General features: G+C 60.9%; 18 protein-coding genes and 1 pseudogene. 15 read left to right on the top strand and 4 right to left on the bottom strand.

The window, feature by feature from the left end:
- Positions 1-6: 6 nt before the first annotated feature.
- A pseudogene (locus tag BT204_RS28225) lies at positions 7-93 on the top strand (outer membrane lipoprotein carrier protein LolA); the annotation flags it as partial.
- Here the strand turns inward: BT204_RS28225 and BT204_RS23495 are convergent.
- Together BT204_RS23495 and arcD (BT204_RS23490) are read right to left on the bottom strand one after the other, a co-directional pair.
- The gene (locus BT204_RS23495; RefSeq protein ID WP_072448462.1) at positions 89-940 is read right to left on the bottom strand and encodes a DNA-3-methyladenine glycosylase family protein; all 852 of its coding nucleotides are present in this window, start codon (positions 938-940) and stop codon (positions 89-91) included. The pseudogene BT204_RS28225 and the gene BT204_RS23495 sit on opposite strands and share 5 nt — an antisense overlap.
- Positions 937-2364 carry an arginine-ornithine antiporter gene (gene arcD, locus BT204_RS23490; protein ID WP_072448461.1) on the bottom strand — a complete coding sequence of 476 codons (1428 nt, stop codon included), beginning with the start codon at positions 2362-2364 and terminating at the stop codon, positions 937-939. Before arcD (BT204_RS23490) ends, BT204_RS23495 begins: the two co-directional genes overlap by 4 nt.
- Positions 2365-2761: 397 nt before the next feature.
- Here arcD (BT204_RS23490) and arcD (BT204_RS23485) point away from each other — a divergent pair, with 397 nt between their 5' ends.
- The 12 genes from arcD (BT204_RS23485) to BT204_RS23430 all read left to right on the top strand — a co-directional run bounded on the left by arcD (BT204_RS23485) (position 2762) and on the right by BT204_RS23430 (position 17146).
- Positions 2762-4189, top strand: coding sequence for an arginine-ornithine antiporter (gene arcD / locus BT204_RS23485; protein ID WP_014719693.1), 1428 nt, complete (start codon positions 2762-2764; stop codon positions 4187-4189).
- 24 nt (positions 4190-4213) lie between these two features.
- The gene (gene arcA / locus BT204_RS23480) at positions 4214-5470 is read left to right on the top strand and encodes an arginine deiminase (RefSeq protein WP_014719694.1); all 1257 of its coding nucleotides are present in this window, start codon (positions 4214-4216) and stop codon (positions 5468-5470) included.
- A 12-nt stretch (positions 5471-5482) separates the two neighbouring features.
- Complete coding sequence (locus BT204_RS23475) at positions 5483-6493, top strand: ornithine carbamoyltransferase (protein WP_014719695.1); 1011 nt, start codon at positions 5483-5485, stop codon at positions 6491-6493.
- Between the two features lie 135 nt (positions 6494-6628).
- Positions 6629-7558: a carbamate kinase gene (gene arcC / locus BT204_RS23470; protein ID WP_014719696.1), complete on the top strand. Its 930-nt coding sequence runs from the start codon at positions 6629-6631 to the stop codon at positions 7556-7558.
- 18 nt (positions 7559-7576) lie between these two features.
- Positions 7577-7939: a DUF5064 family protein gene (locus BT204_RS23465; RefSeq protein WP_057975114.1), complete on the top strand. Its 363-nt coding sequence runs from the start codon at positions 7577-7579 to the stop codon at positions 7937-7939.
- A gap of 173 nt (positions 7940-8112) precedes the next feature.
- Positions 8113-9621: a sigma-54-dependent transcriptional regulator gene (locus BT204_RS23460; RefSeq protein ID WP_003193823.1), complete on the top strand. Its 1509-nt coding sequence runs from the start codon at positions 8113-8115 to the stop codon at positions 9619-9621.
- Between the two features lie 402 nt (positions 9622-10023).
- Positions 10024-10407, top strand: coding sequence for a glycine cleavage system protein GcvH (gcvH, locus tag BT204_RS23455; RefSeq protein ID WP_014719698.1), 384 nt, complete (start codon positions 10024-10026; stop codon positions 10405-10407).
- Positions 10408-10417: 10 nt separating this feature from the next.
- Positions 10418-13255, top strand: a complete 2838-nt coding sequence (gene gcvP / locus BT204_RS23450) for an aminomethyl-transferring glycine dehydrogenase (protein ID WP_054918484.1) — start codon at positions 10418-10420, stop codon at positions 13253-13255.
- Between the two features lie 161 nt (positions 13256-13416).
- On the top strand, positions 13417-14793 hold the full coding sequence (locus BT204_RS23445) for an L-serine ammonia-lyase (protein ID WP_034128553.1): 1377 nt from the start codon (positions 13417-13419) through the stop codon (positions 14791-14793).
- 39 nt (positions 14794-14832) lie between these two features.
- A complete protein-coding gene (gene gcvT / locus BT204_RS23440; protein ID WP_054898393.1) occupies positions 14833-15957 on the top strand; it encodes a glycine cleavage system aminomethyltransferase GcvT in 1125 nt (374 codons plus the stop codon).
- A 392-nt stretch (positions 15958-16349) separates the two neighbouring features.
- The gene (locus BT204_RS23435) at positions 16350-16562 is read left to right on the top strand and encodes a cold-shock protein (RefSeq protein WP_034128555.1); all 213 of its coding nucleotides are present in this window, start codon (positions 16350-16352) and stop codon (positions 16560-16562) included.
- A 95-nt stretch (positions 16563-16657) separates the two neighbouring features.
- Positions 16658-17146 carry an RDD family protein gene (locus BT204_RS23430; RefSeq protein ID WP_034128556.1) on the top strand — a complete coding sequence of 163 codons (489 nt, stop codon included), beginning with the start codon at positions 16658-16660 and terminating at the stop codon, positions 17144-17146.
- Positions 17147-17209: 63 nt separating this feature from the next.
- Here the strand turns inward: BT204_RS23430 and nadA are convergent, their stop codons facing one another.
- The gene (nadA, locus tag BT204_RS23425) at positions 17210-18268 is read right to left on the bottom strand and encodes a quinolinate synthase NadA (RefSeq protein WP_003193840.1); all 1059 of its coding nucleotides are present in this window, start codon (positions 18266-18268) and stop codon (positions 17210-17212) included.
- 518 nt (positions 18269-18786) lie between these two features.
- Between nadA and BT204_RS23420 the strand changes: the two genes are divergently transcribed.
- Complete coding sequence (locus BT204_RS23420) at positions 18787-20457, top strand: ShlB/FhaC/HecB family hemolysin secretion/activation protein (protein WP_233453303.1); 1671 nt, start codon at positions 18787-18789, stop codon at positions 20455-20457.
- A gap of 120 nt (positions 20458-20577) precedes the next feature.
- On the top strand, positions 20578-25533 hold the full coding sequence (locus tag BT204_RS23415) for a hemagglutinin repeat-containing protein (protein ID WP_072448459.1): 4956 nt from the start codon (positions 20578-20580) through the stop codon (positions 25531-25533).
- A 143-nt stretch (positions 25534-25676) separates the two neighbouring features.
- Here the strand turns inward: BT204_RS23415 and BT204_RS23410 are convergent, their stop codons facing one another.
- Entirely contained in the window at positions 25677-26144 is a 468-nt protein-coding gene (locus tag BT204_RS23410) for an SRPBCC family protein (RefSeq protein WP_054918472.1), read from the bottom strand.
- Positions 26145-26155: the final 11 nt, after the last annotated feature.

Here is a 26155-nt window from a genome sequence, read left to right as displayed (position 1 = left end):
GCGAGCTTGCTCGCGAAGGTCGCCAACGATAACGCGGGAAACCTGATACACAGCGGCGTTCTCAGGTTTTTCGCGAGCAAGCTCGCTCCTACAGGGTTGTCCACAAATGCTGCGCCGCATACGCCCTCAACGGCCGCCACGCGTCGGCCCGCGCCAATAACTGCCGCGCCGACACCGGTCCACCTTCCAAGGCTGCCAAAGCATTGATCAGCCCGATATCCCCCGACGCAAACGCATCCGCCTCGCGCAACTGGCGCATGGCGATGTACTGCGCGGTCCACTCTCCAATCCCCGGCAATGCCACTAGCCTTGCAACGCCGTCCTGGAGGCTGGCCTTCGGTTCGAAAAGCTGTGGATCATCCAATAGCGCCTGGGCCACACCAGACAACGTACGGCCCCGCGCCTTGGGCATGCCCAGGGTCGCCAGGTCCGCCGCCGCCAGCACTTCAGGTGTTGGAAACAGGTGGGTAATATCGGCGTGCGGGGTTTGCAGGGTCTGGCCATACTGCGCCACCAGCTTGCCCGCCAGGCGAATCGCCGCCACCACGGTGATCTGCTGGCCCAGCACTGCACGAATCGCCAGTTCCAACCCATCCCAGGTGCCAGGCAACCGCAGGCCAGGGCGGGCCGCAACCAGTTGCGCCATCAGGGGGTCTTGCGACAATTGCGCGTTGATCACCTCAGGCACCGCGTCCAGATCAAACATCCTGCGCAAGCGCCGCTCGATCTCAGGCATCGCGGCAGGCTCGGGAAAGTCGACCGTCACCTCCAGCCAATCCCCCGCGCCCGGTTCGACGCTGACCCAGCCATGTCGCCCCGCCACACTGATACTGCGCCGATACACGCCGGCAACCACGGTTTCCAACCCGGTAATCGCCCGCGACGATAGGAACCCCAGCATCGCCGCCCAGTCGTAGGGCGGTTGATACGCCAATCTCACAGTGACAATACCCCGCTATACAGCCCATACGCGGCTAACCCGGCGCCCGCGATCACGCCGCTGAAAATGCCTTTTTCCACGGTGGTAAACAAGGGTTGGCCCTGCTCGCGCTTGGCCAGGGCAAACAGGATCACACCCGGTGCGTACAGCAACGCCGACAGCAGCAAGTACTTCAAGCCCCCCGCATACAGCAGCCAGATCGCATAACCGAGGGCAACCAGCCCCACCAGCAGATCTTTCATGCGCCGACGCTGCCAGCCTGCATAGGTTTCGCCGCGCGCGCTCAACAGCACCGCATAGGCCGCCGACCACAAGTAAGGCACCAGGATCATCGAGGACGCCAGGTAGATCAGGGTGGTGTAGGTGCTGGCTGAAAACAGCGTGATCACCAGGAATGCCTGGATCATCACGTTGGTCAACCATAAGGCATTGACCGGCACCTGATTGGCGTTTTCCTTCTTCAGGAACGCCGGCATGGTCTTGTCCTGAGCGGTGGCATAGAGGATTTCCGCGCACAGCAGCGCCCAGGAGAGCAACGCCCCGAGCAGCGAAACCGCCAGGCCGAGGCTGATCAATACCGCGCCCCAAGGCCCGACGATATGCTCCAACACACCGGCCAGGGACGGGTTCTGCAATTGCGCCAACTCCGGCTGGCTCATGATGCCCAGGGACAGCACGTTCACCAGCACCAGCAAGGCCAGCACGCCCACAAAACCAATCACCGTGGCGCGCCCCACGTCCGAGCGTTTCTGTGCTCGCGCCGAGTACACACTGGCGCCTTCGATGCCGATAAAGACAAACACCGTGACCAGCATCATGTGGCGCACCTGCTCGACCACGCTGCCCATCTGCGGGTTGCCCAGGCCCCAGATATCGCGGGTGAAGATATCCGCCTTGAATGCAACCGCAGCGATCACGATAAACATCAACAGCGGTACGATCTTCGCCACCGTCGTCACCTGGTTGATGAACGCTGCCTCTTTGATCCCGCGCATCACCAGAAAATGCACGGCCCACAGCAACAGCGACGCGCAGCCGATGGCGAGCGGTGTATTACCCTGGCCGAATGCCGGAAAAAAGTAGCCAAGGGTGCTGAACAGCAAGACGAAATAACCGACGTTACCCATCCACGCGCTGATCCAGTAACCCCAGGCGGATGAAAAGCCCATGTAATCGCCAAAACCCGCCTTGGCGTAGGCATACACCCCGGAGTCCAGTTCGGGCTTACGGTTCGCCAACGTCTGGAACACAAAGGCCAGGGTCAGCATGCCGATGGCGGTGATCGCCCAGCCGATCAAGATGGCCCCCACTTCGGCACGGGCAGCCATGTTCTGCGGCAATGAAAAGATGCCGCCGCCAATCATCGAGCCCACCACCAGGGCAATCAGGGCACTGAGCCGAAGTTTCTGGGCGGGTTGGGTCATGCAGCTTCCTCGAAATAAACGGTTGGGCGACAACTGCGCACATAAGTAATTCAGATTAATGACGTTGTCATAACATAAGGATATGTAAAGGTAGGAAGTTTAGGCTTATTTAGAATTTAAATACGTCAATTATGAAGCGATAGTCAAACAACGTACAAAAAATTTGCACATTCGCAAATACGAACTAGCGTCAACACCCATGTCCTCGACCAAATGATTAACCACAAAGCAAAGAGCGCTCTATCAAGCGCCTTTGCGGGACTTGTTCGCCCGCAAAAACCTCACCCTAAGTCGTTAATTCACAATGGAATGTGCCAATGAAGTGATCTGAGTCAGCTGTTTGATTAGCGCACGGAATTATTCTGTGGTCTCTCTTCTCCTGCATTGGAGTCATGCAATGTCTGAAACTCCCGGAAAACTTCGACTAGGCGCCCTGGTCGCACTTGTCGTCGGCTCGATGATTGGCGGCGGTATCTTTTCATTGCCACAAAACATGGCCGCCAGCGCCGATGTCGGTGCGGTGTTGATCGGCTGGGTGATTACCGCCATCGGCATGTTGACCCTCGCCTTCGTGTTCCAGACCCTCGCCAACCGCAAGCCTGACCTCGACGGCGGGGTCTACGCCTACGCCAAGGCCGGTTTCGGCGACTACATGGGCTTTTCATCCGCCTGGGGCTACTGGATCAGCGCTTGGCTGGGCAACGTCGGGTACTTCGTCTTGCTGTTCAGCACCTTGGGCTATTTCTTCCCGGTCTTTGGCGAGGGCAATACCCCGACGGCGGTGATCGCTGCGTCAGTGCTGTTGTGGGCCGTGCATTTCCTGGTGCTGCGCGGAATCAAGGAAGCGGCGTTCATTAACCTGGTAACCACCGTCGCCAAGGTGGTGCCGCTGCTGCTGTTCGTGCTCATCGCGCTGTTCGCGTTCAAGCTGGACATCTTCACCGCTGACATCTGGGGCGTGAAAAACCCGGACCTGGGCAGTGTGATGAACCAGGTGCGCAACATGATGCTGGTCACCGTGTGGGTGTTTATCGGCATCGAAGGCGCGAGCATCTTCTCGTCCCGTGCCGAGAAACGCAGTGACGTGGGCAAGGCCACCGTGATCGGCTTTATCACTGTGCTGCTGTTCCTGATGCTGGTGAACGTGCTGTCCCTGGGGATCATGACCCAGCCGGAACTGGCCAAGCTGCAAAACCCGTCGATGGCCGCCGTGCTGGAGCATGTGGTGGGCCACTGGGGCGCGGTGCTGATCAGCGTGGGCTTGATCATCTCCCTGCTCGGCGCGCTGCTGTCCTGGGTGCTGCTGTGTGCGGAGATCATGTTCGCCGCCGCCAAGGACCACACCATGCCGGAGTTCCTGCGCAAGGAAAACGCCAACCATGTGCCCGTCAACGCACTGTGGCTGACCAACGCAATGGTGCAGATATTCCTGGTGATCACGCTTTTTTCCGCCAGCACCTACCTGTCACTGATCTACCTCGCCACCTCGATGATCCTGGTGCCTTACCTGTGGTCGGCGGCCTACGCCCTGCTGCTGGCGGTGCGCGGCGAGACCTACGAGAACGCCCTCAAAGAGCGCAGGAAAGACCTGTTCATCGGCGCCATCGCCCTGATCTATGCGATCTGGCTGCTGTATGCCGGCGGCACCAAATACCTGCTGCTCTCCGCCCTGCTCTACGCCCCCGGCGCGATCCTGTTCGCCAAGGCCAAGCGTGAACTGGGCAAACCGATTTTCACCCCCGTCGAGAAGCTGATTTTCGCCGCAGTGGTCATTGGCGCCCTGGTGGCGGCCTATGGGCTCTACGACGGCTTCCTGACCCTGTAATTGTTGTTCACTGGAGGATCTGTAATGACCACGGAAAAAGTGAAGTACGGCGTACATTCCGAAGCCGGCAAACTGCGCAAAGTCATGGTGTGCTCCCCAGGTTTGGCCCACCAGCGGCTGACCCCCAACAACTGCGACGAGCTGCTGTTCGATGACGTGCTGTGGGTGGCCCAGGCCAAGCGCGACCACTTCGACTTCGTGACCAAGATGCGCGAGCGGGACATTGATGTGCTGGAAATGCACAACCTGCTCACCGACATCGTCGCCAACCCCGAAGCGCTGGACTGGATTCTGGAACGCAAGATCACCGCCAACACCGTAGGCCTGGGCCTGGTCGATGAAGTCGGTTCGTGGCTGCGCAGCCTGGAGCCGCGCAAAATCAGCGAGTACCTGATTGGCGGCGTATCGGCCGACGACCTGCCGAGCAGCTTCGGTGGCAAGACCATCGAGATGTTCCGCGATTTTCTCGGCCACGCCAGTTTCATCCTGCCGCCGCTGCCCAATACCCAGTTCACCCGCGACACCACCTGCTGGATCTACGGCGGCGTGACGCTCAACCCGATGTACTGGCCGGCGCGCCGCCAGGAAACCCTGCTGACCAGCGCCATCTATAAATTCCACCCTGAGTTCACCAACGCGGACTTCCAGATCTGGTACGGCGACCCCGACCAGGAACATGGCGCCGCGACGCTGGAAGGCGGCGACGTGATGCCGATTGGCAACGGCGTGGTATTGATCGGCATGGGCGAACGCTCGTCCCACCAGGCCATCGGCCAACTGGCGCGTAACCTGTTCCAGAACAAAGCCGTGGAACGCGTCATCGTTGCCGGCCTACCCAAATCCCGCGCCGCGATGCACCTGGACACCGTGTTCAGCTTCTGCGACCGCGACCTGGTCACCGTCTTCCCCGAAGTGGTCAACCAGATCGTGCCTTTCACCCTGCGCCCTGACGAGAGCAAGCCCCACGGCATCGACATTCAGCGCGAGAAAACCAACTTCCTCGAAACCGTGGCCGCAGCGCTCAACCTCAAGGCCCTGCGCGTCGTCGAGACCGGCGGCAACAGCTTCGCCGCCGAACGCGAGCAATGGGATGACGGCAACAACGTGGTGGCCGTGGAACCGGGCGTGGTGATTGGCTACGACCGCAACACCTACACCAACACCCTGCTGCGCAAGGCCGGTGTGGAAGTGATCACCATCAGCGCCGGTGAACTCGGCCGAGGCCGTGGGGGCGGCCACTGCATGACCTGCCCGATCATCCGCGACCCTATCGACTATTAAGGAGATTCCATCATGGCTTTCAATATGCGCAACCGCAGCCTGCTGTCGCTGATGCACCACACCACTCGCGAACTGCATTACCTGCTGGACCTGTCCCGCGATCTCAAACGCGCCAAATACACCGGCACCGAGCGTCCGCACCTGCAAGGCAAGAACATCGCGCTGATCTTCGAAAAGACCTCGACCCGCACTCGCTGTGCCTTCGAAGTCGCGGCCCATGACCAAGGCGCCCACGTCACCTATATCGACCCGGTGTCGTCGCAGATCGGCCACAAAGAAAGCATGAAAGACACCGCCCGCGTACTGGGCCGGATGTTCGATGCCATTGAATACCGTGGCTTTGAGCAGGAAATCGTCGAAGAGCTGGCCAAGTTCGCCGGTGTGCCGGTGTTCAACGGCCTCACCGCCGAATTCCACCCGACCCAGATGATCGCCGACACCCTGACCATGCGTGAACACAGCGACAAGCCGCTGCATGACATCAGCTACGCTTACCTCGGGGACGCCCGCTACAACATGGGCAACTCGCTGCTGATGATCGGCGCCAAGCTGGGCATGGACGTGCGCATCGGCGCGCCCAAAGCGCTGTGGCCCCATGAAGATTTCATCAAGCAATGCCAGGCCTTTGCCGAGGAAAGCGGCGCACGCATCACCATCACCGAAGACCCGAAAGAAGCCGTGAAAGGTGTGGACTTCATCCACACCGATATCTGGGTGTCCATGGGCGAACCGGTGGAAGCGTGGGACGAGCGCATCGAGCAACTGCTGCCGTACCAGGTCAACGCCAAGATGATGAAAGCCTCGGGCAACCCTCGGGTGAAATTCATGCATTGCCTGCCGGCGTTCCACAACAGTGAAACCAAGGTCGGCAAGGACATCGCGGCACGCTATCCGCACCTGGCCAATGGCGTGGAAGTGACCGAAGAGGTGTTCGAGTCGCCGGCCAATATCGCCTTCGAGCAGGCGGAAAACCGCATGCATACCATCAAGGCGATTCTGGTGTCGGCGTTGGCGGATATCTAACCCCACTCTGATCGTTCCCACGCTCCGCGTGGGAATGCAGCCAGTGGCGCTCTGCGCCACAGGAGCGGACGCAGAGCGTCCGGGGGGCATTCCCACGCAGAGCGTGGGAACGATCATTCTAGAAGGACATTCTGTATGCGCATCGTCGTAGCCCTGGGCGGCAACGCCCTCCTGCGTCGTGGTGAACCCATGACCGCAGACAACCAACGCGCCAATATCCGCATCGCCACCGAACAGATCGCCAAGATCCACCCCGGCAACGAGTTGGTGATCGCCCACGGCAATGGCCCGCAAGTGGGCCTGCTGTCATTGCAGGCGGCGGCCTACACCAGCGTCTCGCCCTATCCGTTGGACGTGCTGGGCGCCGAGACAGAGGGCATGATCGGCTACATCATCGAACAGGAACTGGGCAACCTGCTGGACTTTGAAGTGCCGTTCGCCACCCTGCTCACCCAGGTCGAAGTCGACGCCAAGGACCCGGCCTTCCAGAACCCCACCAAGCCTATCGGCCCTGTGTACGCCAAAGCCGAAGCCGAGAAACTCGCCGCAGAGAAAGGCTGGGCCATCGCGCCCGACGGCGACAAATACCGCCGTGTAGTCGCCAGCCCGCGTCCCAAACGCATCTTTGAAATTCGCCCGATCAAGTGGCTGCTGGAGAAAAAAGCCATCGTGATCTGCGCCGGTGGTGGCGGCATCCCCACCATGTATGGCGAAGATGGCAAGCTGCGCGGCATTGAAGCGGTGATCGACAAAGACTTGTGTTCCTCCTTGCTGGCCACGCAACTGGAGGCCGATTTGCTGGTGATCGCCACCGACGTCAACGCCGCCTTTATCGACTTCGGCAAGCCCACCCAGAAGGCCATCGGCCAGGCCCACCCCGACGATATGGAAAAACTCGGCTTCGCCGCCGGCTCCATGGGCCCCAAGGTACAAGCCGCCTGCGAGTTCGCCCGTCAGACTGGCAAAACCGCGGTGATCGGTTCACTCTCGGACATCGAAGCCATCGTCCAGGGCAGCGCCGGCACGCGCATCAGCACGGCAAAACCTGGCATCACCTACCTGTGAAGTTGAGGAGAAACGCCTATGGCTATCTTTGAACCCGGCCACTTGCATATCGAGCGACACGCGCTGAACAAGGACGATGTCAGCTACGACCTGTGCCTGGACTACGAAGTCGTCACGGATGACCGCGAAGGCAAAGGCATGCAGTTCACCCTGCATGGCAGCATCCAGGGCAAGGACATGAAGGAAACCTTTTTCCTGCCCAAGGACCAGGCCTATAACTTCGCCAGCAATGTGACCAAGATTGTCGAAAAATACGGCATTCCCAAGACCCATAGCAGCGTCGGTTCACAGCACAAGCATTACGACCTGATGTTTGAGGATGTGCGCCAGCAGTTGGATATGAAATCCGGCGACCCGGTCAAACCCGAACACCTGGAATAACCTGCTCCCCAATCGAATGTGGGAGCTGGCTTGCCTGCGATAGCGACCTGTCAGACGATATTTTCGGTAACTGACCCACCGCCATCGCAGGCAAGCCAGCTCCCACATTTTGATCTCCACCGGCTCCAAGGCATACTGGCCACCCTCAGCACTCCAGAATCAAGATCCGCCCCATGCGTATCCACGTCAGCTTCATCGACCGCGTCGGCATCACCCAGGAAGTCCTGGCCTTGCTCGGTGGGCGCAATCTCAATCTGGATGCGGTGGAAATGGTGCCGCCCAATGTCTATATCGATGCGCCGACCCTCAGCGCCGAGGTGCTTGAAGAACTGCGCGATGCGTTGTTCAGCGTGCACGGCGTGCAGGCGGTAAAGGTCGTCGACATCCTTCCGGGCCAGCGTCGCCACTTGCAACTCGACGCCCTGCTGGCGGCCATGACCGACCCGGTGCTGGCCCTGGACAGTGCAGGCAAGATCCTGCTGGCCAATCCGGCGCTGATCGCCTTGTACGGGCGTGAACCGGCCGGTGAGAGCATCGCCGAGCTGTTCGATGATCCGGCCTTGCTGGAAACCTTGCTGGACCAGGGCTTTCGCTTGCCGTTGCGCGAGATCAGCGTCAACGGCCAAACCCTGCTGCTGGGCGCCACGCCGATCACCGACGCCGGCGCCCTGCTCACCCTCTACCAGCCCAACCGCATCGGCGAACAACTGTCGGCGCTGCACCATGACCATGCCGAAGGGTTTGATGCGCTGCTGGGCGAGTCCCCGGCGATCCGCACGCTCAAGGCGCGGGCGCAACGGGTGGCGGCACTGGATGCACCGCTGCTGATCCAGGGCGAAACCGGTACCGGCAAAGAGCTGGTGGCCCGCGCCTGCCACGCCATCAGTGCGCGCCACAGTGCGCCGTTTCTGGCATTGAACTGCGCGGCACTGCCGGAAAATCTCGCCGAAAGTGAATTGTTCGGCTATGCCCCTGGCGCCTTTACCGGCGCGCAACGCGGTGGCAAACCGGGGCTGATGGAGCTGGCCAACCAGGGCACGGTGTTCCTCGATGAGATCGGTGAGATGTCGCCGTACCTGCAAGCCAAGCTGCTGCGTTTTCTCAATGACGGCAGCTTTCGCCGCGTGGGTGGCGACCGCGAAGTGAAGGTCAATGTGCGCATCCTCAGCGCCACCCACCGCGACCTGGAAAAGATGGTCAGCGAAGGCACCTTTCGCGAAGACCTGTTTTACCGCCTCAACGTGCTCAACGTCGCCGTGCCGCCCTTGCGTGAACGCGGCCAGGACATCCTGCTGCTGGCGCGCTACTTCATGCAGCAAGCCTGCGCGCAGATCCAGCGCCCGGTCTGCCGCCTGGCGCCGGGTACCTATCCAGCCCTGCTGGGCAACCACTGGCCGGGCAACGTGCGGCAGTTGCAAAACGTGATCTTCCGCGCTGCCGCCATCTGCGAAAGCAGCCTGGTGGACATCGGTGACCTGGACATCGCCGGCACCTCCGTGGCGCGCCAGAGCGATGGTGAAGTCGACAGCCTGGAACAGGCCGTGGAAGATTTCGAGCGCAGCCTGCTGGAAAGCCTCTACAGCCGCTACCCCTCGACCCGCCAACTGGCCAGCCGGCTACAAACCTCCCACACGGCTATCGCCCATCGCCTGCGCAAATACGGCATTCCCAACAAACCCTGACGGAATAAACGCGGTTCAACTGTGGGAGCTGGCTTGCCTGCGATAGCGTCGGGTCATCCAACTCCTTAGTGACGGGTAGACCGCTATCGCAGGCAAGCCCCCACAGAAACCGCATTACAGATTTGGTCTGAGAACGACATTCCGTGTACTGAAAGCGCTACAGCGTAACGATATCGCTACAGCCCTGTTTTTTGCGTGCCATGCAAGGCTTTGATCCACATAGGCTTTTTTTCACGCACTCGACTGTAGCGAAAACGCTACAGCTCACTGCTCGGACTTTATAGCGAAATTTATTAACCCATTGATTTATAACGGCTTAATAACGTTGGCCGCAATATTGCTAAGCAACTCCTCATTATTCCAATCCCGTCCACCAGACGATTCTGGCCCTGAGGAGTTTCCATGAGCGAGTTGCGTTTCACTGAAGATCACGAATGGCTGCGCGCCGAAGCCGATGGCAGCGTCACCGTGGGTATCACCGCTTTTGCGCAGAATGCGCTGGGTGATGTGGTTTTCGTGCAACTGCCAGAGTTGCAGGCTTATACCAAGGGCGCCGAAGCCTCCACCGTGGAGTCGGTCAAGGCCGCCAGTGGTGTGTACATGCCGTTGGACGGTGAAGTCCTCGAAGTCAACGACAAGCTCGATGGCAGCCCGGAACTGGTCAACGAAGACCCGATGGGCGAAGGCTGGTTCTTCCGCTTTAAACCCGCCGATGCCGATGCAGTGGCTAAGCTGTTGGATCAGGATGCGTACGACCGCCTGATCAAAGCCAACGCTGAAGCTTGAGGAGCGCGCCATGACCGTTAATCTGACCACCGCCAACGAATTCATCGCCCGCCACATCGGCCCGCGCCAGGAAGATGAGCAGCAAATGCTCGCCAGCCTGGGGTTTGATTCCCTCGAAGCCCTGAGCGCCAGCGTCATCCCGGAAAGCATCAAGGGCACCAGCGTGCTCGGCCTGGAAGACGGCCTGAGCGAAGCCGAGGCCCTGGCCAAGATCAAGGCCATCGCCAGCCAGAACCAACTGTTCAAGACCTACATCGGCCAGGGCTACTACAACTGCCATACGCCGTCGCCGATCCTACGCAACCTGCTGGAAAACCCGGCCTGGTACACCGCCTACACGCCGTATCAACCCGAGATTTCCCAAGGCCGCCTGGAAGCCCTGCTGAATTTCCAGACCCTGATCAGCGACCTCACCGGCCTGCCGATTGCCAACGCCTCCCTGCTCGACGAAGCCACGGCCGCCGCCGAAGCCATGACCTTCTGCAAGCGCCTGAGCAAGAACAAAAGCAGCAACGCGTTCTTCGCTTCGGTGCACAGCCACCCACAAACCCTCGACGTCCTGCGCACTCGCGCCGAACCACTGGGCATCGATGTAGTAGTGGGCGATGAGCGCGAACTGACCGACGTCAGCCCGTTCTTCGGCGCCCTGCTGCAATACCCGGCCAGCAACGGCGATGTGTTCGACTATCGCGAACTGACCGAACGTTTCCACGCCGCCAACGCACTGGTCGCCGTGGCCGCCGACCTGCTGGCCCTGACCCTGCTGACGCCGCCGGGTGAATTCGGCGCCGACGTCGCCATTGGCAGCGCACAACGCTTTGGCGTGCCACTGGGCTTCGGTGGCCCGCACGCGGCGTACTTCTCCACCAAGGATGCGTTCAAGCGCGACATGCCAGGCCGTCTGGTCGGTGTTTCCGTCGACCGCTTCGGCAAGCCGGCCCTGCGCCTGGCCATGCAAACCCGCGAGCAACATATCCGCCGCGAGAAAGCCACCAGCAACATCTGCACCGCGCAAGTGCTGCTGGCCAATATCGCCAGCATGTACGCCGTGTACCACGGCCCCAAGGGCCTGACGCAGATCGCCCAGCGCATTCACCAACTGACCGCGATCCTGGCCAAGGGTTTGACTGCCCTGGGCCAGAAAGTCGAGCAGGCACACTTCTTCGACACCCTGACAATCCACACCGGCGCCCACACCGCAGCCCTGCACGACAAGGCCCGCGCCCAGCGCATCAACTTGCGCGTGGTGGATGGCGAACGCGTTGGCCTGTCGGTCGACGAAACCACCACCCAGGCCGATATCCAAGCCTTGTGGGCCATCTTCGCCGACGGCAAAACCCTGCCAGCCTTTGCTGCAACCGAAAGCACCCTGCCGAGCGCCTTGCTGCGCCAGTCGCCGATCCTCAGCCACCCGGTGTTCAACCGTTATCACTCGGAAACCGAGCTGATGCGCTACCTGCGCAAGCTGGCCGACAAGGACCTGGCCCTGGACCGCACCATGATCCCGCTGGGCTCGTGCACCATGAAGCTCAACGCCGCCAGCGAAATGATCCCGGTGACCTGGGCCGAATTCGGTGCCCTGCACCCGTTCGCCCCCGCCGCGCAAAGCGCCGGCTACCAGCAACTGACCAGCGAACTGGAAGCCATGCTCTGCGCGGCCACCGGTTACGACGCGATCTCCCTGCAACCCAACGCCGGTTCCCAGGGTGAGTACGCCGGCCTCTTGGCCATCCGTGCCTATCACCAGAGCCGTGGCGAAGAACGTCGCGACATCTGCCTGATCCCGTCATCAGCCCACGGTACCAACCCTGCGACCGCCAACATGGCCGGCATGCGCGTGGTGGTCACCGCTTGCGATGCACGCGGCAACGTCGACATCGAAGACCTGCGCGCCAAGGCCATCGAGCACCGCGAGCACCTCGCAGCACTGATGATCACCTACCCCTCTACCCACGGCGTGTTCGAGGAAGGTATTCGCGAAATCTGCGGGATCATTCATGACAACGGCGGCCAGGTGTACATCGACGGCGCCAACATGAACGCCATGGTCGGCCTGTGCGCACCGGGCAAGTTCGGCGGCGATGTGTCCCACCTGAACCTGCACAAAACCTTCTGCATTCCCCACGGCGGTGGCGGCCCGGGCGTTGGCCCGATTGGCGTCAAGTCGCACCTCACGCCATTCCTGCCCGGCCACGCCGCCATGGAACGCAAGGAAGGCGCGGTGTGCGCTGCGCCGTTCGGCAGCGCGAGCATTCTGCCGATCACCTGGATGTACATCAGCATGATGGGCGGCGCCGGCCTCAAGCGTGCGTCGCAGTTGGCGATCCTGAATGCCAACTACATTTCCCGTCGCCTGGAAGAGCACTACCCGGTGCTGTACACCGGCAGCAATGGCCTGGTGGCCCACGAATGCATCCTGGACCTGCGCCCGTTGAAAGACAGCAGCGGCATCAGCGTGGACGACGTGGCCAAGCGCCTGATCGATTTTGGTTTCCATGCGCCGACCATGTCGTTCCCGGTGGCCGGCACCTTGATGATCGAGCCCACCGAAAGTGAATCCAAGGAAGAGCTGGACCGCTTCTGCGACGCCATGATCGCCATCCGCGAAGAGATCCGCGCGGTAGAAAACGGCACCCTCGACAAAGACGACAACCCCCTCAAGAACGCGCCGCACACGGCTGCGGAACTGGTGGGAGAATGGAGCCACCCATACAGCCGTGAACAAGCGGTGTACCCGGTAGCGTCGTTGATCGAAAGCAAGTACTGGCCACCGGTTGGCCGGGTCGACAACGTGTTTGGCGATCGCAACCTGGTGTGTGCGTGCCCTTCTATCGAGAGCTACGCCTGATCTGACGAGAGATACGCGGCCAGTGTGGGAGCTGGCTTGCCTGCGATAGCGGTGTATCAGCCGACAGTGATGTTGCCTGACCCACCGTTATCGCGGGCAAGCCCGGCTCCCACATTGACCGAGTCGGCTTTCAGAAAATAATAAGAAACCGGAGAACAACCATGTCCCTTAGCGTGTTCGACCTGTTCAAGATTGGCATCGGCCCCTCCAGTTCCCACACCGTCGGCCCGATGCGTGCCGCTGCCCGATTCGTCGAGGGGCTCAAGCGTGACAACCTGCTGGAGGCCACCACCGGCATCAAGGTGGAACTCTACGGATCACTGGGCGCCACCGGCAAAGGCCACGGCAGCGACAAGGCTGTGTTGCTGGGCCTGGAAGGCGAACACCCGGACACCGTGAATACCGAAACCGTGGCAGCACGCCTGGCGCAGATGCGCAGTGACGGGCGCCTCAACCTGCTCGGCGAACACAGCATTGCGTTCAACGAGAAAGAACACCTGGCGATGATCCGCAAGCCCCTTGCCTATCATCCCAACGGCATGATCTTTCGTGCCTTTGACGCCGCCGGCATCCAGACCCGCAGCCGCGAGTACTACTCGGTCGGTGGCGGTTTCGTGGTGGATGAAGACGCGGCGGGCGCCGACCGTATCGTCGAAGACGCTACCCCCCTGACCTTCCCGTTCAAACACGCCAAGGACTTGCTCGGCCACTGCACCACCTATGGCCTGTCTATCAGCCAGGTGATGCTGACCAATGAAAGTGCCTGGCGCCCGGAAGCCGAAACCCGCAGCGGTTTGTTGAAGATCTGGCAGGTCATGCAGGATTGCGTCGATGCCGGCTGTCGCAACGAAGGCATCTTGCCCGGAGGCTTGAAGGTCAAGCGCCGGGCAGCGGCCTTGCACAGGCAGTTGTGCAAGAACCCGGAGTCGGCGCTGCGCGACCCGCTGTCGGTGCTCGATTGGGTCAACCTGTATGCGCTGGCGGTCAACGAAGAAAACGCCAATGGCGGGCGCGTGGTCACCGCGCCCACCAACGGCGCGGCCGGGATCATTCCCGCCGTGCTGCATTACTACATGCGTTTTATCCCCGGCGCGAACGAAGACGGCGTAGTGCGCTTTTTGCTCACCGCGGCCGCCATCGGCATTTTGTACAAGGAAAACGCTTCGATCTCAGGCGCCGAAGTCGGTTGCCAGGGCGAAGTCGGCGTGGCCTGTTCCATGGCCGCAGGCGCACTCTGCGAAGTGCTGGGCGGCAGCGTGTCCCAAGTGGAAAACGCCGCCGAGATCGGTATGGAACACAACCTCGGCCTGACCTGCGACCCAATTGGCGGGCTGGTGCAGGTGCCGTGCATCGAGCGCAATGCCATGGGCTCGGTGAAGGCGATCAATGCGGTGCGCATGGCCCTGCGTGGCGACGGGCAGCACTTTGTGTCCCTCGACAAGGTCATCCGCACCATGCGCCAGACGGGCGCCGACATGAAAAGCAAATACAAGGAAACCGCCCGTGGCGGTTTGGCGGTCAACATTATCGAGTGCTGACGCCCACAAGCGCGTCGGCACGTTTTTCAGGAGTTGAATATGTCCACCGAAACCCTGTTGAAAACCCCATTGCATGCCCTGCACCTGGAACTGGGCGCACGCATGGTGCCCTTCGCCGGCTACGACATGCCGGTGCAGTATCCATTGGGCGTGATGAAGGAACACCTGCATACCCGTGAACAGGCCGGGTTGTTCGACGTCTCCCACATGGGCCAGATTCGTCTCACTGGCGCGAATGCCGCCAAGGCTCTGGAGACCCTGGTGCCCGTCGATATCATCGACCTGCCAGTAGGCATGCAGCGCTATGCGATGTTCACCAATGAGCAAGGCGGCATCCTCGACGACCTGATGGTCGCCAACCTGGGCAACGACGAATTGTTCCTGGTGGTCAACGCCGCCTGCAAGGACCAGGACCTGGCGCACCTGCGTACACATATCGGCGACCAATGCACCATCGAACCGCTGTTCGAAGAACGCGCCCTGCTGGCCCTGCAAGGCCCTGCGGCAGTGAAAGTATTGGCGCGCCTGGCCCCTGAAGTCACTCAGATGACCTTCATGCAATTCGCCACCCTGCGTTTGCTGGGCGTGGACTGCTACGTCAGCCGCTCCGGCTACACCGGTGAAGACGGTTTTGAAATCTCCGTGCCGGCCGCCAATGCCGAGAGCCTGGCCCGCAGCCTGCTGGCCGAAACCGAAGTGCAGGCGATCGGCCTGGGCGCTCGCGATTCGCTACGCCTGGAAGCCGGCTTGTGTTTGTACGGCCACGACATGAACACCGACACCACGCCAATCGAAGCCAGCCTGCTGTGGGCGATTTCCAAGGCTCGGCGTGCCGATGGCGCACGGGCCGGCGGCTTCCCTGGCGCCGACCGCATCTTCACTCAGCAGCAAACCGGTGTGGCGCGCAAACGCGTAGGCCTGCTGCCGCAGGAGCGTACCCCGGTGCGTGAAGGCGCTGAAATTGTCGATGCACAAGGTACGGTTATCGGCAGCGTCTGCAGCGGGGGCTTTGGTCCAACCTTGGGCGGCCCTCTGGCAATGGGTTACCTGGACAGCGCATTTGTCGCACTGGATACCGAAGTTTGCGCAATGGTACGTGGGAAAAAGGTGCCACTGCGTGTAAGTAAAATGCCATTTGTTCCGCAACGTTACTACCGTGGCTGATTGACTGTTTCTATAAGTAACGCGGTTGCGTTAACGTGCACTAAACTGTAACGCAACCGCCATAAAACAGTGCATTCACGATAGGCTTTTTATAGCTGAGGCCCTATAACAAGTGAATAGATCTATCGAATAAGCCAGTATCAGAACATTCAACAAAGTGTCATGAGCCCCAGTAAAATCAGGGCCTGCACAAGGGCTTGTTTTTTTCATATTAGTTGGCGTAGAGTTTGCCCACTGTGTTTGCATGGGTCGCTTGGAACCTGGACCTGGGCAGTAGCTCAAGTAGTTTGCTACAACCCGTTCGACGTCTCTTACTTTCCTGCAACCCAGCCCAGTACTCTTTCGTTTGAAAGGGGCTGTCATTAATTTTTAGCGTCAAAGGAAAGAAGAAAATGGCTGAGCGTCAGAGCGGTACCGTCAAGTGGTTCAACGACGAAAAAGGCTTTGGTTTTATCACTCCTGAAAGCGGCCCGGATCTGTTCGTGCATTTCCGCGCTATTCAGGGCAATGGCTTCAAGAGCCTGAAGGAAGGCCAGAAAGTGACTTTCGTCGCTGTGCAGGGCCAGAAAGGCATGCAGGCTGACGAAGTCCACGCAGAAGCCTGACCCTTACCTGCGACAAAAAGCCCCTGATATGACATCAGGGGCTTTTTTATGGGCGCCATTGCGTAAACTGCGTGCTTTCTCCAGAGAGCCCTGCCATGTCCAAACCCCTGTTGAGCCCCCAGGGCGAATTCCCCGCCGTTGGCCTGGGCCGCCGCCTGGCAGCGATGTTCTACGACTTTCTTTTATGTACCGCACTGCTGATCGTCACCGCTTTTATCTACAAGCTGGTGTGGATCGCCTTCGTGGGCGAAGCGAAGATGCGCACGCTCACCGAATCCGGCGCGCTGGACGGTGACCCGTTGCTGTCCACGATCCTGCTGTTCGTGCTCTTCGGGTTCTTCGCCAAGTTCTGGACTCATTCGGGGCAAACCCTGGGCATGCAGGTGTGGGGCGTGCGCGTGCAAAACGCCGACGGGTCGCGGATCAGCCTGTGGCAGGCACTGCTGCGTTTTGTGGTGTCGATTGCGTCATGGCTGTGCGTGGGGTTGGGATTTATCTGGTCGTTGTTCGATAAACACAAACGCAGCTGGCATGACATCTATTCGGATACGCAGTTGGTGCGGATCCCGAAGCAAAAGAAGTAACTCAAGCGCATCACAGATCAACTGTGGGAGCTGGCTTGCCTGCTCCCACATTTTGATTTGTGTTCAGGCGTTGCCGGCCAGTTTCAACCGTGCAGCCTGGGTAAAGTCGAGCATGCGCTTGAGCGGTCGTACCGCCTGCGGAATCACCGCCGGTTCCACGAAGATCTCATTACTGCCCTCACGCAAACACTGCAACGTACGCTCCAGTGTGTTCATTGCCATCCACGGGCAGTGCGCGCAACTGCGACAGGCTGCACCGTTACCGGCGGTAGGCGCTTCGACAAAGACTTTGTCCGGGCACAACTGCTGCATCTTGTAGAAGATGCCGCGGTCGGTCGCGACGATAAAGGTCTTGTTCGGCAAGCGTTGCGCCGCAGCGATCAGTTGGCTTGTGGAACCCACCGCGTCAGCCAATTCGATCACCGAAGTCGGTGACTCCGGGTGCACCAGGATTGCCGCATCCGGGTACAGCGCCTTCATATCTTCGAGCTGCTTGGACTTGAATTCTTCGTGGACGATGCAGGCACCGTCCCACAGCAGCATATCGGCACCGGTCTGGCGCTGGATGTAGGTGCCCAGGTGTTTGTCCGGGCCCCAGATAATGGTCTCGCCGTTGTCCATCAGGCTTTCGACAATTTCCAGCGCGCAGCTGGAAGTCACCACCCAATCCGCCCGAGCTTTGACCGCCGCCGAGGTGTTGGCATAGACCACCACGGTGCGCTCGGGGTGCTGATCGCAGAACGCGGAAAATTCATCCACCGGGCAACCCAGGTCCAGGGAGCACGTGGCTTCCAGGGTAGGCATCAGGATACGTTTTTCAGGCGTAAGGATCTTGGCGGTCTCGCCCATGAAGCGCACGCCAGCCACCAGTACGGTTTTGGCCGGGTGAGCGGCGCCGAAGCGCGCCATCTCCAGGGAATCGGAAACACAACCACCGGTTTCTTCGGCCAGGGCCTGAATCACCGGGTCGCAATAAAAGTGGGCAACCAGCACCGCGTCCTGAGCCTTGAGCTCGGCGGCAATGGCGGTTCGCAGGCTCGCCTCTTCGGCAGCGCTGAGAACCTTGGGCTGCTTGGCGTCGAGGTGAGCTTGAACCAGTAGGCGTTCGGAAATGTGCGTCATGTTCGCAAGACCTGCAGGCGCAGTAGCGCGAAAGTCGAGTGTACCACCGGCTCAGGAGCCCTTCGGGCGCCGCCGGACGAAGTGTTTTTGTTCATCAAGCACGGGTACAGCTTAAAGCTGCGCAAGGCTACAGAATATCCAATGGATTCAAAAGCCTAATCTGGCAACCGGGCAAGGTACTCAGTTCCTCGCCGCGGCACGCCGATTAGGTGAAGCCCAGACAACAATCAAAACCGCGCCGCCCCCTCCCGCCTCCTGAAAAATCAGGATTTTTGGGCTGAGACGCCCATTCGCGCACTGAATTTGTGCATTTGAGCACTACATCACACGATTTTTCTTACAGAATGTGCAATAAATCCTACGGCGATGTAACAAACCGTTCAGCACTCACTCAAGTGGGGCAAGTCTGCGCTGAGTTCAAGGTTTAGCTCGTGCGGTGTGGATCGTGTGTATTTCTACGTTAAGGATGTCGAGTGCCAAATCAGCTCTCAACCGGACACTTGAGTTGTACCCGGAACCTGGGCATTGCCCTGCTCTGCCTGTGGGCGCTGCCCGTGGCTGGCGCCGAGGCGCCGCAGCCAGGCCAGGAAGCCCTGCGCTTGCAACAGCAACAGCAACGCGACCTGCAGCAATTACAATTGGAGCAGCGCCAACGCCAGATGCAACGTGGCAGTTTCGGTACGCCAGCGGCCACACCGGCCTTGCCAACAGACATCGCCAAGGACGAACGCTGCTGGCCCTTGAGCGGTACGCGCCTGGCCGGGGTCACGCTGTTCAGCCGTGCCGAGTTGGACAAACACATCGAGCCCTACGTGGCGCCTTGCATGGGCGTCACCCAGATCAACCGCCTGCTGGCCGAGATTACGCGGCTGTATGTCGAGGCCGGTTATATCGCCAGCCGCCCCTACCTGATCAGCGCGCCCGCCGCCGGGCAACCGCTGGATATTCACGTCGAAGAAGGCTACCTGGAGGCCATCGAACTGGCCGACCAGAGCCTGCCGGTGTCATTGGGTGGGGCATTCCCCGGGATGCTCGGCAAGCCACTGAACCTGCGAGATCTGGAACAGGGCCTGGACCAGCTCAACCGCCTGCGCTCGGTGGACCTCACCGCCGACGTCGCCCCAGGCAGCACCGCGGGCGCGTCGCGCATCATCCTGCGCTCGCGCAGCAGTGCCTCGCGCTGGGCCCTGGGCCTGGGGGTGGATAACCTCGGCAGCGCCGGCACCGGGCGTGATCGCAATGTGATCAACTTGAGCCTGGACAGCCCGCTGCAAATCAACGACTCGCTCAACCTGAGCTTCAGCGACACGCTCAACCATGGGCCGCGCTACAGCCGCAGCCACAGCCTGTTCTACTCGATCCCCTACGGTTACTGGACCTACAGCCTGTTCGCCAGCCATGCCGAATACCGCTCGCCGTTCAAACTCAGCCGCACCACGTTTTACAACAGTGGCCGCACCGATCAGGTCAGCCTGCGTAGCGACCGTGTGTTGTGGCGCGACCAGGGCCACCAACTCAGCGCCAACCTGCAACTGGCCTACAAAGACGTCGACAGCTACCTACAGAAGGTACACCTGGACATCCAAAGCCCCACGCTGACCGTAGCCGAAGCGGGCCTGAACCTGTTCTGGCTCAACAGCGCGGTGTGGAACCTGGACGTCAATTACGCCCAGGGCCTGACCTGGTTCGGCGCCGATCGCGATGCCGACCAGGTGCAGAAAAACCGGCCCAAGGCGCAGTTTCAAAAGTACCGCGCCAACCTCACCCAATGGCGCAACGGCCAATGGGCAGCGCAGCCATGGCAGTGGCAGAGCCAGTTGTCGGTGCAGTACAGCCCGGATGCGTTGCCCGCCATCGAACAGTTGCTGATCACCGACGACTCGGCCGTGCGCGGCTACCGCGAAAACAGTAGTTCCGGTGCCATTGGCGCAGTCTGGCGCAACACCTTGCGCCTGCCGCTCAACACTGACTTGCCGGTGAAGCTCACCCCGCGCCTGGGCCTGGACAACGGCTGGGTCAAGCACGAACACGGCGCCCAGAGCCAACGCCTGAGCGGCGCCAGCGCGGGGCTCAACCTGAGCTGGAAGAACGTACAGCTCGACATCGACTACCAACGCAACCTCAACACCCCCACAGGTTTTCGCCAGGAGCCGGAGGTCTGGCTGACGCGCCTTAGCTTGCAGATATGAGTGTGCACCGATGAGCCAATACCTGTTTTTAGCCTGAGTCACCGCCGTACCTGACCACCCCAGCAGCGTTGCAACGAACAACGCGCGTCGTGGATCAGCCAACACAGAGCGAGATTATTTATGCCGACTACTTCACATAGCTTCCACCTTTCACCCCAGGGCAAACTGCGCTGGGCCATCGCTAGTCTCTTCCTGCTGCCGCAGCTCGCGCTCGCCGCAGGCTTGACCGTCGTCGAAGGCCCTGGCGGTACGCCGCAGCTGCAAAACCAGGGCGGCGTCCCCATCGTCAACATCGTCGCGCCGAACGCCGGTGGCCTGTCCCATAACCAGTTCCTGGATTACAACGTCGACCGCCAGGGCCTGGTGTTGAACAACGCCTTGCAAGCTGGCCAGTCCCAACTTGCCGGGCAACTGGCGGCCAACCCGCAGTTCCAGGGCCAGGCGGCGAGCGTGATCCTCAACGAAGTGATCAGCCGCAACGCCTCGACCCTCAACGGCGCCCAGGAGATTTTCGGCCAGGCGGCCGATTACGTGCTGGCCAACCCTAACGGTATTTCGGTGAATGGCGGCAGTTTCATCAACACGCCCAATGCCAACCTGGTGGTGGGCCGCCCTGAACTCAACGACGGCAAGCTGCAAGCCTTGAGCACCCGCGATGCCAACGGCCAACTGACAGTGCAAGGCCAGGGCCTGCACAACCGCGAAGGGTCCATCAACCTGATCGCGCCGCGCATCGACAGCGAAGGTCGCCTCAGTGCCCGCGATCAATTGAACCTCACCGTCGGCAGCAACCAGGTCGATTTCGCCAGCGGGCAGGTACGCCAGGTGGACCCGGCCAGCAAGACCCAGGACCAACGCATCGACGCGCGCCTGTTCGGCGCCATGCAGGCCGGGCGCATCAACATCATCAGCACCGCCGAAGGCGCCGGTGTACGCGTGGGCGGCGTGCAGGTGCAAGGCACTGACGGGGTGAAGATCAGTTCGGCCGGCGACCTTGATATCAGCGGCCAGGTGCGCGCCGACAGCCTCGACGCCACTCGCGCTGGCGTGCACAGCCGCCAGGGCGATATCGACTTGCACAGCGCCAAGGACCTGAACCTGGCCGCCACCGACGTCAGCGGGCGCAACGTCAAACTCGACGCCAGCCGCAACCTGACCCTCAGCAGCCTGGAAAGCCGCAAGCTCCAGGAAAAGCGTGAACAGTGGAACAACAGCAACTTCCTGTTCACCTACGAAACCTACGACCGCACCACCACCGACAAAGACTCGCACCAGCACGGCAACAAGGTTGTGGCGCAACAGGATGCGGCGCTGTCTTCCGGTGCCAACACCGAGATCAAAGCCAGCCATGTGGAAGCGGGCAACACTCTGCGCGTCGACAGCGGTGCCAACCTGCACGTTAACGCCGCCACCGAAACCCATGAAACCCGCGACCAGGGCAACCATCGCAAGCACCTGTGGAAAGCCAACTGGGATAAATCCAGCAGCGAACAACGCAGCATCACCAGCAGCCTCAAGGCCGGAAAGACACTGGAGCTGACCAGCCAACAGAAGCTGCAATTGCAAGGCGCCGAGCTGAAAACCCCCGGCGATATCCAACTGGCCGCCCGGCACGTGGAAATCGCCAGCGCCAGCCGTACCCAGAGCAGCAGCGACAATGCCTACTCCGGCGACCTCACCGGTGGCAGCTTCTTCGGCAAGCAAGGCGACGGTAACCAGGGCAAGACGTCGAACACTGGTAGCAAGGTCAACGCCGACGGCAAGCTGATCGTCAAGGCCGACGACGTGCGCATCAGCGGCAGCCAGGCCCGAGGCGGCAAACAGGCCAGCGTCATCAGCGACAAAGGCTCGCTGGTGATCGACGGCGTCCAGGACACCTCCCACGACAACCGCTACAGCAATGACAGCAAGTTCTTCGGTATCTCCAAGGACGAAAGCCGCAAGAACCTCAAGGACAGCACCGTGGTTGCCAGCAACCTGCGCTCGGACAGCAACCTCAAGCTGGAAAGTGCCAAGGACATCACCATCAGTGGCTCCCAGGTGTCCGCCGCGGGTGAACTGCAAGCGGATGCCAAGGGCGATATCAAGGTCGTTGCCGCCGAGAACACCACCCACGAAACCACTCGCACCCATAGCCGTGGCTTCGATGGCTACGCCAAGGAAACCGAGGGTGTCAGCCGCCAGTACCGTGCGGGCCTGAGTTATGAAGACCAGCAGCAAACCCGCCAGACCGACACCACGCAACAACAGGCTTCCAGCCTTAAAGGCGCCAGTGTGGCGGTTAACGCCGCAGGCGATGTCAGCATCACCGGGTCCAACCTCCAGGCCACCGAAGGCGATGCGAGCCTGAGCGGCAAAAACGTCGAGCTGTTGGCCGCCCACGACAAGCGCACCGAAGCCGTCGACAAAACCGCCACCGGCGGCAGTTTCTACTACACCGGCGGCATTGATCGGGCAGGCAGTGGCGCTCAGTTCAGCCACCAAAGCAGCCAAGACACCGCTGAAAAAACCACTGCGCAAACCAGCACCGTGGCCGCGGCCGGCAAGCTGACCATCAACGCTGGCAACACCTTCACCAGCGAGGGTGCACAGGCCAAGGCCGGCGCCGGGCTGCAGGTCAACGCTGGCCAGATCGACAACCAGGCGGCCCATTCCACCGAGACCAGCACCCACAAGGAAAACGGCTGGACCGCCGATGTTGGCGCCAATGTGGAATACAAAGGCATTACCCGCCCGATCGAAAAAGCCGTCGAGGGCGTGGCCCAGGCCAAGTTCCATCAGCCCGGTTTGCTGGATGCATTCGAGCAACCCAATGTCGGCCTGGATGTGGAAGTCGGGCACACGAACAAAACCGGCACAACGCAGGACAGCACCGCCGTGGTCAGCCAGTTCAGTGGCGCCACGGTGCAGGTCAATGCGGCCAGCACCTTGCAGGACGAGGGCACCCAGTACCGCGCCACCGAGGGCGGGCTGAACATCAAGGCGGGCGAGCACGTTGCTACCGCAGCGGCCAACACCCACAGCAGCAGCGAGCAAGGCGTGGACGCCAAGGCTGGCGTGCGAGTCTATACCACCACCGGTGAAGACCTGAATGTGCGCGGCAGTGGCCTGGGCGGCAGCAGCGATGTGCGCGAGTCCAGCAGCACGGCGGTGGTCGGCAGCTATGTGGCCAGCCAAGGCGTGAGCATCGACGCCAAGGGCGATGCCCGTTATGAAGGCAGCCAGTTCGACGGCGGCCAGGCCGGGGTCAACCTCAAGATCGGCGGTGAGCTGGCGCTCAACCAGGCCACCAACACCCAGAGTAAAAACAGCAGCACGCTGCGCGGCAACGGCTCACTGACGGTGGGCACCGCGCCCGGCGCCAATGGCAGCAACGTCAACCTCGGTGCCGGCGTGCAGTTGGATAACAAGCGCCTGGACACCCAGGACAGCCAGGCCCAGGTCGCAACCATCCAGGGCAGCGGCCCCGTCAAGCTCAGCAGCGGCGCTGACATGACCCTGCAAGGCACGCAGATCGGCAGTACGGGCGCGAAGGCTGGCGATATCAGCCTCAATGCCGGCGGCAAGCTAAACCTGCAAGCCGCCACCGATAGCCACGTCAGCAACGGCAGTAACCTGGGCGGCGGCCTGACCCTCGGTGCCGGCAAGACCAGCAGCGCCGAAAGCAGCAGCAAGACCGGCAGCCTCAGCGCCAATTTCAATATTGGCAAAGTGGCGGAAAACGACCAGAGCGCCGTCGTCGGGCAATTGCACAGCAGCGGCAAGGTCAGCCTCGCCAGCGGCGCTGATGCAACCGATGCCATCCACTTGCAGGGCACTCAGGTCAGCGCAGCCAGCGTTAGCCTGGATGCGCAAAACGGAGGCATCCTGCAAGAGTCTGCGCAATCGAACCAGGCCCGTGGCAACTGGGGCGTCACCCTGGGCGCAGGGGGCAGCGTCGGCAAAACCACCTTGGCCGACGCCGGTGAACATGAGACACCCAAGACCCAGCGCGGCATCAATGCGCGGGCCAAGGTCGATGTGGATCACTTGCAAGGTACCACCCAGCACAACAGCCTGATCACAGCGGGTGACGTCACCCTCAACAGTGCCGGCGATACCCATCTGGCCGGAGCGCGTATCGACGCCAACAAGGTACATGGCACGGTGGGCGGCGACCTCGTCGTCGAAAGCCGCAAGGACCAGGTCAACAGCACCCAGGTGAATGTCGACGCCAGGCTGGATGTCGAGAAAAACCAGCCGGGGGTGGTGGATAAGCTGGCCAAAGCCAGCGGCCCATTGAAGGACAAGGTACAAGCCAAGGCTGAAGGCGCGTTCGACAAGCATCGCGACAAGCTGGAGAACGTCGTCGACAAAGGCACCGGGCACCTGGCTTCGGCCAAGGACAGCGTGGTCAACAGCGTGGTCAATGCCAAGGAACGCTTGGGCGAAAAACTCACTCGCAGTGGCAGCTACGATGTGAACCCGGAACCCCGTGGCGCCTTCGGTACCCGCGTGGACAAGGCCAAGGCATACCTGGCAGACAAGACCGATGCCCTGGGCACGCGCTTGTCTGGCTTCAAGGATAAGGTCTGGCCAAAAACCAGCGACAGCTACACCGTCAGTGGCAAAGACACCACCGGCAGCAAGGTGGCCAATACCGCCGAAAGCGTGTTGTTCGGCGACAAGAGCGGCAACACCAGCTACACCCCGACTCTGTATCTGGATGTCAGCCATGTGGCCAAGGACAGCGTCACCCAGGCGTCAGGCATTCGCGCGAGCCACGGCGTCAACCTGCAGGTCAAGGGTGATACCCAGCTTACGGGCGCGCGGATCAGTGCGCCCAATGGCAAGGTTGAGCTGGGTGGCTCCAAGGTGACGGCAACCACACTGGCCGGCAGCGACTACCGCGCCGATGTCGGGCTGAACGTTTCGAAGTCACCGGTCAACCTGGCCCTGGGTGCCAAGGACGAACTGACCCAGAAACACGACGACGCCACACGCAATGACCAAGCCTTCAACCTGGGCCCGCTGCGAGCGGGTGGGCACAGTGAAAGCCAGGCCTTGCAGGCGGGGATTGATCAAGCCATCAACTAACGCTTAAAACAGCAGAACGCTTCTGTGGCGAGGGAGCTTGCTCCCGATGGACTGCGCAGCAGTCCTATTCTCAGGGTCGCTTCGCGCCCCAACGGGAGCAAGCTCCCTCGCCACGGAATCAGCCACTGCCTGCTCTTCCTATGTCAGTTGAAGAGCGCCTGTACGTTCTTCATCGCGTCATCGGCAAAGCCTTGCAGGAAAGCTTCGAACGCCGGTACGTCTTCCTTACCGCCCGTGTAGGGCTGGCCAATGATGGTCCAGGTCGCCAGGCTCTGGTTCGGGCCTTGTGGCACCACCTCCATCAGCGCCCACAGGTTACCGATGTTCAGCGAGGTGTAGATCAGCGACCAGGTCATGGTCATGGCTTGATCGTCATGGCTGTTGAGTTGCTCAATCACGACATTGCCGTCCTTGAACAGCTTCTTGCGTACCGAGCGCACGCCCTCGCCCGTCATCTCGATATGGGACAAGGCCGGAATAAACTTCGTGAAACCGGCGAAATCTCCGACGACATTCCACACACTGCGAGCATCGCCATTCACGCTGACGCTGGCGACGACAGGGTTGCCGACTGGATTACGGACCAGGGTATCGGGTTCAAAATGTTGCATGGGTAAGCTCC

The organism is Pseudomonas sp. NFPP02, assembly GCF_900119355.1.
GTDB classification, from domain to species: Bacteria; Pseudomonadota; Gammaproteobacteria; order Pseudomonadales; family Pseudomonadaceae; genus Aquipseudomonas; species Aquipseudomonas paracarnis.
Note: the sequence above shows the minus strand (reverse complement) of the source record. Positions and strands in the feature narration are given on the sequence as shown.